This is a genomic window from Roseateles sp. YR242 (assembly GCF_900109745.1).
In the GTDB taxonomy this organism is placed as follows: domain Bacteria; phylum Pseudomonadota; class Gammaproteobacteria; order Burkholderiales; family Burkholderiaceae_C; genus Roseateles.
Genome location: NZ_FOAV01000018.1, coordinates 41,646 through 56,386 on the forward strand (window position 1 = coordinate 41,646; position 14,741 = coordinate 56,386).

Annotated in this window: 15 protein-coding genes; 7 read left to right on the plus strand and 8 right to left on the minus strand. The window is 66.2% G+C overall.

The window, feature by feature from the left end:
- The first annotated feature begins 15 nt into the window (after positions 1-15).
- The 6 genes from BMY53_RS23060 (at position 16) to BMY53_RS23085 (ending at position 5,278) form a co-directional block, all read left to right on the plus strand.
- Complete coding sequence (locus tag BMY53_RS23060; RefSeq protein WP_092949125.1) at positions 16-1,113, plus strand: acyltransferase family protein; 1,098 nt, start codon at positions 16-18, stop codon at positions 1,111-1,113.
- 93 nt (positions 1,114-1,206) lie between these two features.
- Positions 1,207-1,581, plus strand: a complete 375-nt coding sequence (locus tag BMY53_RS23065; protein ID WP_092949127.1) for a response regulator — start codon at positions 1,207-1,209, stop codon at positions 1,579-1,581.
- A 283-nt stretch (positions 1,582-1,864) separates the two neighbouring features.
- The gene (locus tag BMY53_RS26565; protein WP_092949129.1) at positions 1,865-2,839 is read left to right on the plus strand and encodes a PEP-CTERM sorting domain-containing protein; all 975 of its coding nucleotides are present in this window, start codon (positions 1,865-1,867) and stop codon (positions 2,837-2,839) included.
- A 23-nt stretch (positions 2,840-2,862) separates the two neighbouring features.
- Positions 2,863-3,459: an ATP-dependent Clp protease proteolytic subunit gene (locus BMY53_RS23075; RefSeq protein ID WP_092949131.1), complete on the plus strand. Its 597-nt coding sequence runs from the start codon at positions 2,863-2,865 to the stop codon at positions 3,457-3,459.
- Positions 3,460-3,581: 122 nt separating this feature from the next.
- Complete coding sequence (locus BMY53_RS23080) at positions 3,582-4,145, plus strand: DUF4365 domain-containing protein (RefSeq protein ID WP_143074202.1); 564 nt, start codon at positions 3,582-3,584, stop codon at positions 4,143-4,145.
- Positions 4,142-5,278, plus strand: a complete 1,137-nt coding sequence (locus tag BMY53_RS23085; RefSeq protein ID WP_092949135.1) for a hypothetical protein — start codon at positions 4,142-4,144, stop codon at positions 5,276-5,278. Before BMY53_RS23080 ends, BMY53_RS23085 begins: the two co-directional genes overlap by 4 nt.
- Here the strand turns inward: BMY53_RS23085 and BMY53_RS23090 are convergent.
- Complete coding sequence (locus BMY53_RS23090; protein ID WP_177201011.1) at positions 5,230-8,331, minus strand: VIT domain-containing protein; 3,102 nt, start codon at positions 8,329-8,331, stop codon at positions 5,230-5,232. The two genes, BMY53_RS23085 and BMY53_RS23090, sit on opposite strands and share 49 nt — an antisense overlap.
- A 172-nt stretch (positions 8,332-8,503) precedes the next feature.
- On the opposite strand from BMY53_RS23090, the gene bluB reads away from it, so the two are divergent.
- On the plus strand, positions 8,504-9,262 hold the full coding sequence (gene bluB, locus BMY53_RS23095; RefSeq protein ID WP_255370346.1) for a 5,6-dimethylbenzimidazole synthase: 759 nt from the start codon (positions 8,504-8,506) through the stop codon (positions 9,260-9,262).
- Here bluB and cobA read toward each other — a convergent pair.
- From cobA to cbiE, 7 genes are read right to left on the minus strand one after another with little or no spacing between them, the layout of a single operon-like run.
- A complete protein-coding gene (cobA, locus tag BMY53_RS23100) occupies positions 9,259-10,047 on the minus strand; it encodes a uroporphyrinogen-III C-methyltransferase (protein ID WP_177201012.1) in 789 nt (262 codons plus the stop codon). The genes bluB and cobA overlap by 4 nt on opposite strands.
- Positions 10,044-10,391: a (2Fe-2S) ferredoxin domain-containing protein gene (locus BMY53_RS23105; protein ID WP_092949141.1), complete on the minus strand. Its 348-nt coding sequence runs from the start codon at positions 10,389-10,391 to the stop codon at positions 10,044-10,046. Before BMY53_RS23105 ends, cobA begins: the two co-directional genes overlap by 4 nt.
- Positions 10,388-11,377, minus strand: a complete 990-nt coding sequence (cobJ, locus tag BMY53_RS23110; RefSeq protein ID WP_092949143.1) for a precorrin-3B C(17)-methyltransferase — start codon at positions 11,375-11,377, stop codon at positions 10,388-10,390. The genes BMY53_RS23105 and cobJ overlap by 4 nt, the downstream gene beginning before the upstream one ends.
- Positions 11,374-11,796: a cobalamin biosynthesis protein gene (locus BMY53_RS23115; RefSeq protein WP_092949145.1), complete on the minus strand. Its 423-nt coding sequence runs from the start codon at positions 11,794-11,796 to the stop codon at positions 11,374-11,376. The genes cobJ and BMY53_RS23115 overlap by 4 nt, the downstream gene beginning before the upstream one ends.
- Positions 11,793-12,608 (minus strand): cobalamin biosynthesis central domain-containing protein, encoded by an 816-nt coding sequence (locus tag BMY53_RS23120; RefSeq protein ID WP_092949147.1) that lies wholly within the window; start codon positions 12,606-12,608, stop codon positions 11,793-11,795. The genes BMY53_RS23115 and BMY53_RS23120 overlap by 4 nt, the downstream gene beginning before the upstream one ends.
- Positions 12,605-13,417 carry a precorrin-2 C(20)-methyltransferase gene (gene cobI, locus BMY53_RS23125; RefSeq protein WP_092949149.1) on the minus strand — a complete coding sequence of 271 codons (813 nt, stop codon included), beginning with the start codon at positions 13,415-13,417 and terminating at the stop codon, positions 12,605-12,607. Before cobI ends, BMY53_RS23120 begins: the two co-directional genes overlap by 4 nt.
- Positions 13,410-14,738 carry a precorrin-6y C5,15-methyltransferase (decarboxylating) subunit CbiE gene (cbiE, locus tag BMY53_RS23130; RefSeq protein WP_255370347.1) on the minus strand — a complete coding sequence of 443 codons (1,329 nt, stop codon included), beginning with the start codon at positions 14,736-14,738 and terminating at the stop codon, positions 13,410-13,412. Before cbiE ends, cobI begins: the two co-directional genes overlap by 8 nt.
- Positions 14,739-14,741: the final 3 nt, after the last annotated feature.

The following is a 14,741-nucleotide window of genomic DNA, read 5'->3' on the forward strand; positions in this document are numbered from 1 at the left end:
ATCAGGGAGAGAACAATGAGCAATCAACGCGCCCGAATCGCCGGGCTGGATGGCGTGCGCGCGCTTTGCGTGCTGCTGGTATTCACGGAGCACTTTGTCTTTGGCGGCCATAACCTTGGCGGCCTCGGCGTAAAGGTGTTCTTCGCGTTGAGTGGATTCCTGATCGTTGGCATTCTCCACGGCCAACGCGCCAAGGTGGAGGCCGGTGCCAGCACCGCAGCCCGGGAGCTGCGCAGTTTCTGGGTCAGCCGCTCACTGCGCATCTTCCCCATCTACTACCTGGTGCTGACCCTGCTGTTGGCGAAGTTCCTCCTCAAGGGCGTGCCACTGCACACCGATGGGCTGCGCTACTACTTCGTGTTTCTGGGCAACGTCTACATCCAGTACAAGTCCCATGCCTGGAGCAACATTTCCCATCTCTGGAGCATCTCGGTGGAGCAGCATTTCTACCTGCTGGCATCGCCCCTGCTGCTCTGGACCTCTGCTGCGCGGCATCACCTGATCACCCTGGCCTTGCTGGCGGTCTCGGTCGCCGCCGCGGTGGTGGACTTCGCGAACTATGAGAATGTCCCGCAGCCCTACCTGCCGGATCTGCCGTTTTTCGCCTTCATGGCGTGCGGCGCACTGCTGGCACTGGCGCGTGCCGCAGGCAAGCAGGTGCTGACGCCTGCGCTGTTGGCGGCCGTCTTCCTGGTGGGGGCGGTGTTGTTTGCTGATGCTTCGGCCGGCGCCTTCACCATCACGTCGGCGGGCGCATTGCGCGGATTGCGGGAACTGGGCGCTCTGATGATCTGCTTTGCCGTGTTGGCCTACATCCCTGCGGCCCAGGAGGGGCAGATTGTTCGGGCACTTGAGTTCGCACCGCTGCGTTATCTGGGCACCATCAGTTACGGTTTCTACGTCTATCACTACTTCTTCCCCAACTTCCTCCAATACGCAGACCGTCTGACGTGGCTGCCGTATGCCAGCGTCTTCCTCGTCGCCGCACAGTTCCTGGCCACCTGCGTTGTCGCCGCCCTCTCGTGGGAAGTGCTGGAGCGCCGCCTGCTGAGCTTCAAGAAGCGCCGGCAGCCCGGCGCGGGTGGGGCTGCCGTGGGCGCAGTGCCGGGTTGAGCGCGCTGGGCAGGCCTTTGCTCAGGGGGGTGGGAATCCCGCTTGCCCGTCAAGGTGATCGGGAATCTCCCGTGACAGACGGCCTCGCCCTACATGCTGAACTCCGCCACTCCCACCGTGCTTTTGGTCGATGACGTCCCTGAGACCTTGGAGACGTTGTCCGCCGTCCTCAGTGCTGACGGGTTTCAGGTAAAGACCGCCGGCTCCGCGCAAGAGGCGCTGGAGCTGATTTCCCGGGAGCAGCCGGGGGCCCTGGTGTCCGACCTGGACATGCCGGGCATGAACGGTTACGAACTGGCCCGCCAAGTGCGCTCCCTGTATCCGGACGAAGTGCTGCTGATCGCCTTGTCGGGCACGCTGCCTTCTGGAAAGAACGCGCTCACCAACTGCTTCGGGTTTGATCATCTGCTGGGCAAGCCCGTGCCGGTGAGTGTGCTGGAAGGTTTGCTGCGCCTGGAAAACGCCTGAGCCATCCCCTGGGCGTCGCCATATCGCCTGCAATCGCCGCGGTTTGTGCCTTGCGCCCCGGCCCGAATCGGGGCCACCTCGGCTCGCGGGAGTGATGCAGAGGTGCCCTAGCTTCCGCAGGTGGCCCGCCACTGCGGCATTGCGTACACCGTCCATGGTCGCAGTCCCATGCGGGGGACACGTTTGTCGCTTCCAGTGGCGACGTGCTGTGCTATCCAAATGAAGCCGCCTCGGCAGGATTCAGGGCTTCACCACTGACCACTCGGGTGGTCTGGAGGACGTCATGAATCGACTCACTCACCGTCCGATTTTCGGAGCTCGCATCCGCCGCGTGCTGTTGGGCAGCTCCTTGATGCTGTGCCTGGGCGCGGCTCAGGCAGAGAGCATCCTGTTCGTAGGCAACAGCTTCACCTACGCCTTTGGCTCACCGGTCCAGACCTGGAACGCGAACACCGTCACCGACCTCAACCACGAAGGCATTGGCGGAATCCCGGCATTGTTCAAGTCCTTCACCGTCCAGGCCGGCCTGAACTACGACGTGAGCCTGGAGACCGCTGGCGGCACGGGCCTGGACTATCACTACAACAACAAGCTGGGCGTGATCAACAAGGCCTGGGACAAGGTGGTGCTGCAGAGCTACAGCACTCTGGACGCCAGCAACCCGGGCAACCCGGCCAAGCTCATCCAGTACGCGGGCCTGCTGGCGGATGCCTTCAAGGCGAAGAACAGCAACGTCGACGTCCAGCTGATGGCCACCTGGTCGCGGGCGGACCAGACCTATCCCAGCACCGGCGCCTGGTACGGGCAGTCCATCTACCAGATGGCCAACGATGTGTATGCCGGCTACCAACTGGCGGATGCGGCGTCCATCAACATCAATGGCGTGATCCCGGTCGGCCTGACCTGGAACCGCGCCATGGCGCAGGGGTTTGCTGACACCAATCCCTACAACGGCATCGACCCAGGCAAGGTGAAGCTCTGGGCCAGCGACAACTACCACGCCAGCGCTTACGGCAGTTATCTGGAGGCACTGACCATCTTTGGCCAGATCACCGGCCTGGACCCGCGCAGCCTTGGCGTGAACGAGACTGCCGCCGCACAACTGGGCATCACGACAGCCCAGGTGGCGTTTATGCAGCAGTTGGCCTTTGAGCAACTGGCCGTTGCGGCTGCAGTGCCGGAGCCCTCCACCTACGCGATGCTGCTGGCGGGCGGCGGATTGCTGGTAATGTGGCGTCGCCGAACCCGGCGATCCTGATCAGCCGTATCAAGAGGAAATCCATGAACATGCAAGAGACAACGCCTCCGTCCAACGTCACCGAGCCCCGCACCTCCTATCTGGAAGAGAAGGCCTTCAAGGCCCGTACGCTGCTGATCTTCGGTGCCATCACGGACGTGACGGCTGCCGACGTGACGCGACGTCTCATTGCGCTGGACGCGGAAAGTGCCCAACCCATTGATGTGATCGTGAGTTCACCGGGGGGCCATCTGGAGTCCGGAGATGCCATTCACGACATCGTCCGTTTCATCGCTGCGCCGGTGAACATGATCGGCACCGGATGGGTGGGCAGCGCGGCCACCCATCTGTATCTCTCCGTGCCGCTGGAGCGGCGTTATTGCCTGCCCAATACCCGCTTCCTCATTCATCAGCCCAGCGGCGGCGCGGGTGGCCAGGCCACCGACATCGCCATTCAGGCGCGGGAGGTGGTGAAGGCGCGCGAGCGCATCGCACGCACCATCTCGCGCCAGACGGGCAAGTCGCTGGAGACCGTGCTGGCCGACATCGAGCGTGACCGTTGGCTGTCGGCGGAAGAGGCGGTGGAGTACGGGCTGGTGGCGCGGATCATTGAGCGCAAGACGGAGCTCAGGGGCGGCTGACGGCATACGCTGGCCGGGGCGAACGGGCCGCAGGGGGGCGCACAAGCGGCTGTTTGCATCTGCCCTTGCCCTGCGTCATCTGGCTTCATTCTGATCGTGGCTACCATTTGCTCGAACACGAGATGGCAGCCCAAGAGATGAAACCGCTGACGCCTGAGAACATCGAATCCGAACTGAGTTACGCCTACCTTCATGTCGTGGCATCTCAGACGGGAGCCAGTTGCGTGGTGGGTGGACGCCACGATGACTGTGCTGGCATTGATGCGAAAGTCACTGCGTGGGGACCATTCCAAGGCGGTGGATACCGGGTTGAAGTCGATCTCAACGTCCAACTCAAGGCGACCACGCGGCCCCCCCTCGAGATCAGCGGCTGCCTGGCCTACAGCCTGCGGGGCATCGGTCGCTACGACGATCTTCGATGTGAGGCGGTTTCAACGCCCAGGATCCTCGTGGTTCTCTACCTGCCGGAATGCGCGCAGGAGTGGGTCTCCCACACCGACGAAGCACTCTCCCTCCACAAGCGCGCCTATTGGGTGAGCCTGAGGGGAGCGAAGGCGTCGGACAACAAGACAGCCAGGACGGTCTATATCCCCAGGGGCCAGCGCTTTGATGCTGACGGTTTGTCCTCGCTTTTCTGTGCAATCTCCAGGAATGACATCCCGAGATACAGGGAGCTTGACGCGTGAAACCGAGTTGGAACATCTCGCCGGCTGACCTCAAGGCGTTGCTGAAGGCGCATGGGTGGATGCTGCTTCAAGAGCCGATGAAGGACCGGCTCTACATCTTCGAGCACCTGCAGTTTCCCCGCCGGCAGCTCACGTTTCCCATGGATCAAGAGGCTCCGGATTTCGAGGAATCCATCAGAACGGTCATTGAAAAGCTGGCCGAGCTTGGCGGTGAATCGGTGGAAGGTGTGATTTCAAGGATTCGATCCCTCGGCGACGATGTCCTCCGCCTGAGAATATTTTCCACCAGTGATGACAGCTCGCTGCCGCTGGGATTCGCCGCAGCACTGGTGCAGAACACAGAGAAGCTTCTGCGTGCATCAGCCTGTACCGTTCTGAAGCCCCGAACCCACCATCCGCGTTTGTTCCTTGCCGAGGCGGCACAATTCATTGAAAAGGCCAGGTTCGCGCAGACCGAACAAGGCAGCTTCATCCTTCGCGTCGCCTGTCCCATTCATGGAATGGAGCGGCAACGGCTGACGGAGGCGGGAGGCGACCAGGCACCCTTCGCGCGCCAAGTGATGCTATCTGTGCATGTAGCGATTGAGACCCTCATCAACGCCATCGAGTCAGAAGCGCTGGACCCACTGATGGACCAGCTCAAGTCCTCAGATCAACCGGTGCTGTCCGCCAATCTGTGTGAAGCCCTTTTCGGCATGCATGACGAGCGGATGGGCAACTCGCTGGATGTCGGTTTCGACTGGTCAGCCTTACGCCCGGCGCCTGCGCACGCATCGCGACCGCTTCGCATCCAGAGATCGCATTTTTCCCGGATCGAAGAGGTCTGCAGAGCGCTGCGCGCGTCGGACCCGCATCGAGAGGCTGCGTTCATCGGCAGCGTTGAACGACTTGACGGTGAAATGGGTCAAGACGGCCGACGGTCCGGGGACGTGCTGCTCGCGATTCTTCTTCCTGAAGAGGGTGAAACCGTGAGGGTTCGTGCAATGTTGAATGCTGACAGCTATGAAAAGGCGCACCGCGCCCACATGCGAAGCGGCGCCTACGTTCAGGTGACAGGACAGCTTCTGTCCGGAAGACAACCGCGTCAATTGGTGGCGGTCTCCGGGTTCGAACTTCTGGGATCAAGCGATTGAAGAGACGCCTTCCCCTCCACCACAAACGTCCCGATCGTCACCCTATCCCCCTGCCCGCTGAGCCGGACCACCAGATCCCGGTCCTGCTGTCCGGCGCTACCGTACCCGGTGGAGAGCTTCACCATCAGCGTGGTGGCAGGCGCCACCACCTGTTGGCGATGCCCGTAGAACCGGGCCTGCACGGTGTAGGTTCCTGGCTTGGCGTCGCGCAGTGAGAAGACCTCTGGACCAAAACCGGCGGTGAAGTCGCGAGACATGTGGCCGCCTTGCCGGGTCAGCGGCCGGCCGAAGTAACACGGCTCTCCGTTGGGGTCGGTCACCCACAGATCGATGTCGGTGTTGTCCGCATCCCAGGTCAGGGCCACCCGCAGATCCAGCGGCAAGGCCCGGCGCAGTCGGGGGTCCACGCGCGTGAGGTCCAGCGGCTTGCCCGCCGCTGCAGACCTTGCGGCGATGGCGTTCAGCTCGGTCAGCGCGATCAACTCCACATCCGGAAACCGCGGGTCCCAGCGCCGGTTGACCACCTCCCACAGCAGGTCCACCGCCGCTTGCGGATCACCTGCCTGCGCATGAGCCAAAGCCAGGTCCCGCAGAGACTGTGGCTCGTCCGGCGCCAGTCGCCGCACCTGCCCCAGCAGCGGCAATGCATCCTGCACCTGGCCGATCAGCAGCAGGCGGTAGGCCAGGATGCGCAGCAGGTGGCGGTTCTCCAGATCCATTTCCGCCAGGTTGGACAGCACCCGCACCGCCAGGTCCTTCTCCCCACGCTCGCTGAGCAGGTCCGCCACGTCCAGGAAGAAAGCGGAACTGTTGAGGTAGCCCCGCTTCTCATCCAGGTAGATGGCGTAGAGCTGCTCCGGTTTTGCCTCGCGCAGGCGCCGCACGTACGGCTCGTTGGGCTGCCAGGCTCGCAAGGAAATGGTGGCATTGGGCGCTGCCTGTGCGGATCCCGGGGTTGGGGCGGCTGGCGCAGCGGGGGCTGCTGCCATACGGGCCTCCGCCGGCGCAGGCATGACCGGGGCAGGCGCCGGAGCGGCCATGGCGACGGGCGGTTGCACCTCCCGGCTGCGTGAAGGTGGCGACAGGCGCTGTTCTTCTTCCGTGCGTCGGCGGTCCATCGCGGCGTCCGGGCGAGCCACCCCACTTCCCTGCACCGACGCCTGGCCTTCCTCCGGCTGCGGCGAATCCTTGGGATAGGTCGTCTCCCACCATGTCACCAGCTTGCTGAACCGGCTCACCACGCTGTTGAGGGAACGCTCACGCTCGGCGGCATCGTTGGTGCTCTTCTGCTGGCGGCTGCGCTGCCAGGCCGGCATCAGGTCCGCTGGGGGCTCAATGTCGTGGCGCACATAGTCAGCCAGAGTGTCCAGCACGATCAGCGAGGTCTCACGCGTGGCCATGCGGAAATGGATGCCCAGATCGTGGATCTCGCGGCGGTGCAGCGCCTCGTTGGCTTCCAGGCGTGCCAGGCGCATCTCAGCCCATCGGTGGGCCGCCACCCCGACGGGCGGCATCTTGTTGCCCCCTTCCACCCGGGGCGTGTCCACATCAAATTCACGGGTGGTGGTGCGCCCGTTGGGCCCGCTCAGCGTCAGACGCACGGTGGCCTTGGGCGCATTCAGCACCCCCGCAACGGCCAGGCGGCCGGCCTCCGGATAGAGTGACGCCGTTTCCAGATCCGTGGCTTCGTTGGACCGGACCGCCATCAGACGCGGGCGCTCATGGGTGAGCAAGCCCAGGGCCTGCGCCGTGGGAACAGACAGCAGGTCGGCCACGCCGCCGCCCGAGACTTCCGCCGGTGATCGCAGCGTGCGAACCGCCGCACCAGCCGATGCCGTGAAGGCGAAGGTGGGCGTCTTCCCGAACGCCAGCGCACCCGTGCCCCAGTTGCCGATACCGTCAGTGAACAGCAGGGTCAGATCGCTGCCGGAGGGTGGGACCAACGCTTCCATTCGAGTGGCTCCGTCATAGGCCACCCCTTCCAGCGCCTGGCGCAAGGCGGTCCAGTCGCCCCCTCGCACGCGGAAGCGCTGCACAGGTTCGGCCACATGGCGGACCAGCACCAACTGCACCTCCACATCGCGCAGGTGCCGGAAATAGGCTTCCAGCAACGCCAGTTCGCGGCCGTGGTCGCGTGCTGCACCGGACCCCGACGCATCCCACAGCAGGCCCAGCTTGCGTGGCGCCTGGCGCGGCCAGGCGGCTTCCTGGATGGGAAGCTCCGCGACAAAATAACGACGGTCCCGGAAGTGCTCCGTGCTGGTCAGCGCCTTGTTCGAGGCCGCGGGAAGCGTCACACGCAGTTCATTCGCGCCGCTGTAATCGCTGCGGCCCAGATCCAACCGGCTGCCGCCGTCCATGGGGCGGGCCTCCAGGCGATCTGCACCCAGGCTGGCGTCGAGGGCGTTGGGGGGCAACTGGGCGGCCCGGACGGAAACATCCAGCCTCGCCACCGGCCGGCCGAACCGCAGCGGCAGCCGCCACACCGGGGGGCGCCCCGGTGCGATGGACTCGCGGATCTCCAGCACCACGCGTCGCGTACCTGCCGCCGGCAGCGGATAAACCTGCAGCTTGTGGAAGTTGCCTTGCGTGGCCTCCAGCAGGGCAGGGTCCACGCGCTGGCGCGTAACGTCTTCAAAGACTTGCCGCCCCTTGGCTTTTTCGACGGGCACCGCGTCGCGCAGTTCGCCATTGATCTCCAGCGCAAAGCCGGTCACGACCTGGGTGGCGGACAGCGGGAACTGCAACTCGCCCGACAGCACCGCATTGTTGGGATTGAACAGCGTCAGCTCCACCCGCGTGGCCACGGACAGGCCCACGATCTCCGCCTGCACGACCGCAGCCTGGATGCGCACCGGCTCGCGAGCCTGCTCCGCCACGATGCGGATGGGTGGCACAAGACGCTCAACGGGCGGGCGCGGTGGTGGGGTTGGAGACAGGGCCAGGGCGGGCGCGGCCAGCCCCACGGCGGAGCAGGCGAGAAGCGCCTGAAGTGCCTGACGCCACCAGCGTGTCAGCATGAACCGGACGGACTGCAGATGAAGAGTGGCCATGTTCAAAGGCGCGAGGCGCCAGAAGGCGTTGTGTCGCCACCCACATGGCCGTACGTTGGACGGAACCGCCACGGATGGTGCCTGCACGGAGTGTCCTGTGAATCCGGTCCGGATGAATTCCATGCATCACGTCCGGTCGATCTACCGGCGCGCGCGAGAATCCAACCCTCCCATGAATCAGAAATCCCTTCACCACGCCATGCCAGTGCCGTGTCACACGCAGGCGCAGGCCCTCCCCGTTGGCGATGGGCTGGCCGAGGATGGGCCGAGCTTCAACGCCGCAGAGCGCGCCGCCGTTTACCGGGCGATTGCACTTCGAAGGGACATGCGTCACTTCGCGCCCTCGCCACCGTTGCCGGACGATCAGTTGCAACGGCTCCTGCAGGCCGCCCATGCGGCGCCATCCGTCGGCTTGATGCAGCCGTGGCGTTTCATGCGCCTGAGTTCGCCCGAATGGCGTGCACGGCTTCAGCCCTTGGTAGAGGCAGAGCGGCAGCGCACCGCCGTGGCCCTGGGCGAGCGGGACACGGAATTCCTCCAGCTCAAGGTGGACGGCATCCGGGATTGCGCCGAGCTGCTGGCCGTGGTGCTGGCGCCGGATGACGGAACGGTCTTTGGCCGCTTGAGCCAGCCGCGCCAGATGGCGTGGTGCTCCGCCGCCTGTGCCGTCCAGAACCTCTGGCTGGCGGCGCGAGCCGAGAACCTCGGCATGGGCTGGGTATCGATGTTCGACCCTGCGGCGCTGGCATCAGCCCTGTCATTGCCGGCGGGCGCGGAGCCCTTGGGCTTGTTGTGCCTCGGGCCGGTGCCGGCGTTTTATGACCGGCCCATGCTGGAAACCACCGGCTGGCGGCAGGGCCGGCCACTTGGCGACATGTTGATGGCGTCGCCGCCGCTGCCGTCCCTGTCCCCGCCTCCGTCCCCGGTTTAGGACGGAGTGGCTTGCAGCAGACTCACCACCGTTCCGATGATCAGCAACGCGGGCGCCCGCACTTCGCGCCCGCGGCCTTCCCCGCGGCTATCGCCCCGTACGACGCCGGGCAGCCCCGACAGCGACGTCACAAAGACCTCCTGGGCTGGACAGGTGGCATAACGGACGATCGCCACCGGGGTGTCGCCGGAGAGGCCCGCCGCCTGCAGCTGGGTCGAAATCGTCTCCACCCCGGTCACGCCCATGTAGATCACCACGGTCTGGCGCGGTTGCGCCAGGGCCGTCCAGTTCAAGGCCAACTGGTCGTGCTGAAGATGCCCCGTGACAAAGACGCAGCTGTGGGCATGGTCCCGATGCGTGAGGGGAAAGCCGAGCCAGGCCGCCGCACCCACCGCAGCCGTGATGCCGGGAACGACCTGCACAGGAATGCCGGCACTGAGCAGCGCTTCCATCTCTTCCCCGCCGCGCCCGAAGATGAAGGGATCCCCGCCCTTCAGCCGCACCACGCGCAGCCCGGCGCGGGCCTTCTCCGCCATCAGCGCGCAGATGTCCGCCTGCGCCCAGCTGTGCCGGCCGCCGGCCTTGCCCACGCTGAGGCAGGCCACGCCCTCAGGCACGTGAGCCAGCACCTCGGGGCTCACCAGCAGGTCGTGCAGCACCACATCGGCCTGCTGCAGGCAGTGCCAGGCGCGCAGCGTCAGCAAGTCGGCCGCACCCGGGCCGGCACCCACCAGCGCCACGCTACCGGGCGTCAACGAAACCGTGGAGGTGAATCCGGCCGTCAATCGGTGTCCCCTGCCTGATGGAACACCAGCTCCTCCACCCGGCGACCCTCGCAGAGGTGCTCCTGGATGATACGGTCCATGTTCTCGGGCGTGACGTTGTAGTACCAGGTGCCGTCCGGCTGCACGCAGACGATGGGGCCGCCTTTGCAGGCCGCAAAGCAGCTGGCCCGCGTGCGCTTCACACGCAGCGGGCCGGCATTGAGGCCGGCTGCCTTGAACTTGTCGCCCAGGCTGTCGAACAGCGCCTGAGAGGCGCCATCACTGGTGCAACGCTCGCCTGTGCACACGAGGATGTGGCGGCGGTATTCACCGATCTTGGGTTTGACGACGTCCTGGTCACTCATGCCACGTCCTCCTCGGGCGAGGTTTCGGCCTCTACCGCTTCATCCGGCGCGGCCAGCACCGACGCGATGTAGTCCTGCGGCAGGCGATGGCGAAGGGCCAGGGTGGCCACATCCGCACCTTCGGCATGCTCCAGCTTCACCAGCTCCAGCCAGCCGAGCAGGCCGGTGGACAAGGAACGGCCGGGACGCTCGCCTTCGCGGGTGCTGCCACCATCGGCCATGTCGTACTTGTTGGCGTAGCCGCGCGGCGTGACCATCAGGCCGTGCCGCACGAAGGTGTTGCTGTTGCCGATCAGCACGGTGCTGAGCATCCCGATGTCCGCATCCGCCATGCTGTCCAGCGTGGTGAAGACGATCTTCTGGCGGCGGCGATAGCCGCTCTTGACGATGGCCACCGGCGTGTCCGCGCGTCGGTGGCGCAGGAAAAGGCGCTGCGCTTCGACGATCTGCCGTGTGCGCCGGCCGCTCTTGGGGTTGTAGAGCGCCACCACGAAGTCCGCCATGGCCACTGCGTCCAGCCGGCGTGCAATGGTGGGCCAGGGCGTCAGCAGGTCCGACAGCGAGATGGCGCAGAAGTCGTGCGTGAGGGGCGCACCCACCAGCGCGGCGCAGCTGTTCAGGGCGGACGCGCCGGGAATGATCTCCACCTGCACCGGGTCTTCCGGCGTCCAGCCGGCCTGGAACAGCACCTCATAGGTGGGCCCGGCCATGCCGTAAACGCCGGCATCGCCGGAGGAGATGAGGGCCACCTTCTTGCCCTGCCGGGCGGCCTCCAGCGCGCTGACCGCGCGGTCCAGCTCTTCCGTCATCGACTTGCGGATGACTTCCTTGCCTTCCACCAGGTCGGCCACCAGCTTGATGTAGGTGACATAGCCGATCACCACATCGGCCTCTTCGATGGCCGAGCGGGCGCGTTGCGTCATGTGCTCCACGTTGCCGGGGCCGATGCCGACCAGCATGATTTTTCCGTGGGGAGTGGGGGTCATGGTGTCTTCCTTGCAATCGATACGGTGGCATGGCGGCCATCAAGGCCACGGTGCCGGAATTTCTCGACGATCAATGCCGTCATGGGGGTGTTCGGGCCGGCCGCCAGCAGGCAGGCCGCTTCACTCACGGAAGGCGTGCCGGTGTAGTGACGTACCGTCTCGGACGGGTTGGGCACGGGCACGGCGGCCAAAACCTCGGGGGCGAAGAACTGCAGCGTCCATCCCTGTTCGGCCGCCAGCGCCAGGAGGCCGGCCTCGTCCGACTTGATCGTGATGCTGCCTGCCGCCACGACCTGATCCATCCGCAGCCCGGCCTGCTGCAAGGCCGCGGTCACGGCCTCTCGAAGTGTGGCCAGCGAGGTGCCCCGGTCGCAGCCCAGGCCCAGGGTGATGGCCGCCGAGGCCGCCGAGTTCCTCATGCGTGGGTTCCAGGCGCATCCGCCACGCTGTCCTGCGGCGGGCGATAGACCACCAGGCGCTCATGCAGCGCCTCCCACTGCGACGGCGGAACCGGCGTGTGGGTGACCCACAGCACGGCCGCAAAGCGCGCCAGGTCGACGGCATCGAAACGGTCGAAGCGATGGATGTTGGCCGGCAGGGGCGTGGGCCGTGTCCACCATTGCGGGCTTCCGGCCTCCTGCACAAACGCGATGGGCTCGCCATTGACCACATGCGCGGAGACGCGGGTGATGTTGATCTTGGGCGCTTCCACACGCCAGCCCAGGTGGCGCCCCAGGATGTCCACGGGGATGGTCTTGCCCACGTCGGAGGCGGTGGTCAGCACCGGCACCGCGCCCATCAGGGCGGCGACCCGTTCGCTCCACTCGTTGGCGCCGCCCACGTGGCCGGAGAGCACGGGAATGACGTATTGGCCTGCATCGTCCACCACGATGACGCCGGGGTCCACATCCTTGTCCTTCAGGTGCGGCGCAATCAGGCGGACCACCGCCCCCAGCGAGACGAAGAACACCAGCTGGTCCTGATGGCTGAACAGCGGCCCGATCTGGTCCCGCAGCGCGCCCTCGTAGGCATGCACGCTGTTGGGCAGGCCAGCAAAGGCCTCGGCAAACTTGGCCGATGTGCAGACCGCCGCCTGGGGCAGCGACGCCGCCAGCCTGGCGGCCTGGGCGGCCCCATGCTTGGTGATGGCCACCAGGCAGATGCGGGGCTCGGCAGCCGCGGGCGTGGCCGAGGGCGAGGGGGCGGACGAGGGGGATTCAATAGCGGTCATGGGGTTTCCACAGGATCAGGAAGCGGGCTGCTCTTCTTCAGGCAGCCCTTGATGCGTTCACCGCGGATGCGGTGGGGGTTCTTGACCACCAGCAGCGAGAGGTAGCTGACCTTCTCGCCACGCAGCGCCAGCAGGTCGGTGCCGGAGACACGCCGCTCATCCGGCGCGCCCACGCGCTCGATGAAGTGGGCCCCGGGCAGCAGTTCGCGGCGCTCCAGCCAGTCGATCAGGTCACCGATCAGCGGCTTGATCTTCATGAGCACCAGTGTGTCAAAGTCGGGCAGCAGGCGGTCCACGGCGCTCACGCCATAGGCCGCCGGCACGATGGCCACGGTGTCGTCCTGCTCGGCGAAGGGAATGTCCACGCTGGCGCAGGCGGCGGTGAAGGCGTTGACGCCAGCAATCACCTGCACGGGGATGTCCCCATCAAGCGCCCGTACCGTGCGCGCCAGGTGGCCGAAGGTGGCGTAGGTGCTGGCATCGCCCTCCACCAGGAACATCACGTCCTGGCCGGCCTGCAGCCACGGGAGCACGGTGTCGGCGGCCTTGAGCCACGCACGGGCGAGCTTCTCGCCGTCATGCGTCATGGGGAACAGCAACTGGGTGTGGATGGCGGGCGGTGGCAACTCGGCGCGCCGGACGATGTCAAAGGCGAAGCTCGGGGTCTTGCCGCTGCGGGCGGGATAGACCCACACCGTGTCGGTGCGCTGCAGGGCCGCCCAGGCCGCGCGGGTGATCAGCCCGGGATCACCCGGGCCCAGGGAGACGCCCCACAGGGTGCCTGGCGCGGTGGGGCGGGCGTCAGTCATCCGTGGCCTCCTTGGTGGCTGCTGCGGGTTCACCGCGCCAGGCACACACGATCCATACCGGGTTCTCGGCCACCATGCGGTTCATGTGCAGGATCGGCTTGCTGCGGGCCGCCTGGATCTGCAGCACATCCCAGGCCACGCCTTCGCCCGCCAGGGCCTGCAGCGCGGCGGTGGCGGTGGCGAGGTTTTCCAGCGTCACGAAGTTCATGACCAGGCGCCCCTGCGGCCGCAGCCGGCCGAGGATCTTGCCGATGAGCACCGACAGCTCGCCGCCGGACCCGCCCACAAACACGGCATCCGGTGCCAGCCAGTCCTCCAGCCCTTCCGGTGCCTTGCCGTGGGCCAGGCTGTAATTGCTCACGCCGAAGGCTTCATGGTTGCGGCGGGCGATCGCCACGTCGGCCTCGTTCTTCTCGATGGCAAACACATGGCCCTGGGGGCAGAGGCGGGCGGCCTCCAGCCCCACCGACCCGGAGCCCGCGCCGATGTCCCACACGATGCTGTCCGCACGCAGTTGCAGGCGTGCCAGGCTGACCGCACGGACCTCCTGCTTGGTGATCAACCCCTTGTCCGGCTGACGCTGGTGGTAGGCCGTGTCGGCCAGCCCGAAGCGCACTGGCCGGGCCGGTGGCAGGTGGCGCCACAGCAGGACAACGTTGAGATCCGCGAAGGTCATGCCGGCAGCCTCGGTGGGCGACAACTGGGGTAGCACACGTTCTTCCGGCTGCAGCAGCCGCTCCGCCACGGCCATGTGGAAGTCGTCCCCCAGCCCTTCGGCCAGCAGCAGGCGTGCGATGCGGTCCGGGCTGTTGACCGGGCTGGTCAGCACCAGCAGGCGGTCATTCACGCGCAGGGCCTGGGCCAGCGGATAGAGGCCATGCGAGGGCAGGCTGCCGCGGGCCCACTCACCCGCATCCTTGCCGTGGGCAGAGACGATGCGGGCGTCCTGCCAGGCCAGTCCGATGCGTGCGCAGGCCAGTTGCAGCGTGGAGAGATTGGGATGGATCTCCAGTGCGTCGATGCACAGGTGCTGCGCCAGGTAGGGGGCGATGCCGTGGCACAGCGGGTCGCCCGTGGCCAGCACCACGCAGCGCTTCATGGCCTCGCGCGCCGCGCGCACCCAGTCCGGCACCTGGGTCAGTGCACCGGTGAGGTCGTGCCGGACGGCGCCGGGCTTGAAGAAGGCGCCGAACAGTTCCAGCGTGCGGCTGCCGCCGATGACGACGTCCGCCGACCGGATCAGGGCGCCGGCCGTGGCACTCAGGCTGGCCATGCCGTCATCCAGCACGCCCACGACGTGGCAGGGGTTGGGGTCTTTCACGCG

Bases quoted from the DNA above. Each gene is read 5' to 3' on its own strand.
- BMY53_RS23060 (WP_092949125.1), top strand. From the start codon at position 16: ATGAGCAATCAACGCGCCCGAATCGCCGGGCTGGATGGCGTGCGCGCG.
- BMY53_RS23065 (WP_092949127.1), top strand. From the start codon at position 1,207: ATGCTGAACTCCGCCACTCCCACCGTGCTTTTGGTCGATGACGTCCCT.
- BMY53_RS26565 (WP_092949129.1), top strand. From the start codon at position 1,865: ATGAATCGACTCACTCACCGTCCGATTTTCGGAGCTCGCATCCGCCGC.
- BMY53_RS23075 (WP_092949131.1), top strand. From the start codon at position 2,863: ATGAACATGCAAGAGACAACGCCTCCGTCCAACGTCACCGAGCCCCGC.
- BMY53_RS23080 (WP_143074202.1), top strand. From the start codon at position 3,582: ATGGCAGCCCAAGAGATGAAACCGCTGACGCCTGAGAACATCGAATCC.
- BMY53_RS23090 (WP_177201011.1), bottom strand. From the start codon at position 8,331: ATGGCCACTCTTCATCTGCAGTCCGTCCGGTTCATGCTGACACGCTGG.
- bluB (WP_255370346.1), top strand. From the start codon at position 8,504: ATGAATCAGAAATCCCTTCACCACGCCATGCCAGTGCCGTGTCACACG.
- BMY53_RS23105 (WP_092949141.1), bottom strand. From the start codon at position 10,391: ATGAGTGACCAGGACGTCGTCAAACCCAAGATCGGTGAATACCGCCGC.
- cobJ (WP_092949143.1), bottom strand. From the start codon at position 11,377: ATGACCCCCACTCCCCACGGAAAAATCATGCTGGTCGGCATCGGCCCC.
- BMY53_RS23115 (WP_092949145.1), bottom strand. From the start codon at position 11,796: ATGAGGAACTCGGCGGCCTCGGCGGCCATCACCCTGGGCCTGGGCTGC.
- BMY53_RS23120 (WP_092949147.1), bottom strand. From the start codon at position 12,608: ATGACCGCTATTGAATCCCCCTCGTCCGCCCCCTCGCCCTCGGCCACG.
- cobI (WP_092949149.1), bottom strand. From the start codon at position 13,417: ATGACTGACGCCCGCCCCACCGCGCCAGGCACCCTGTGGGGCGTCTCC.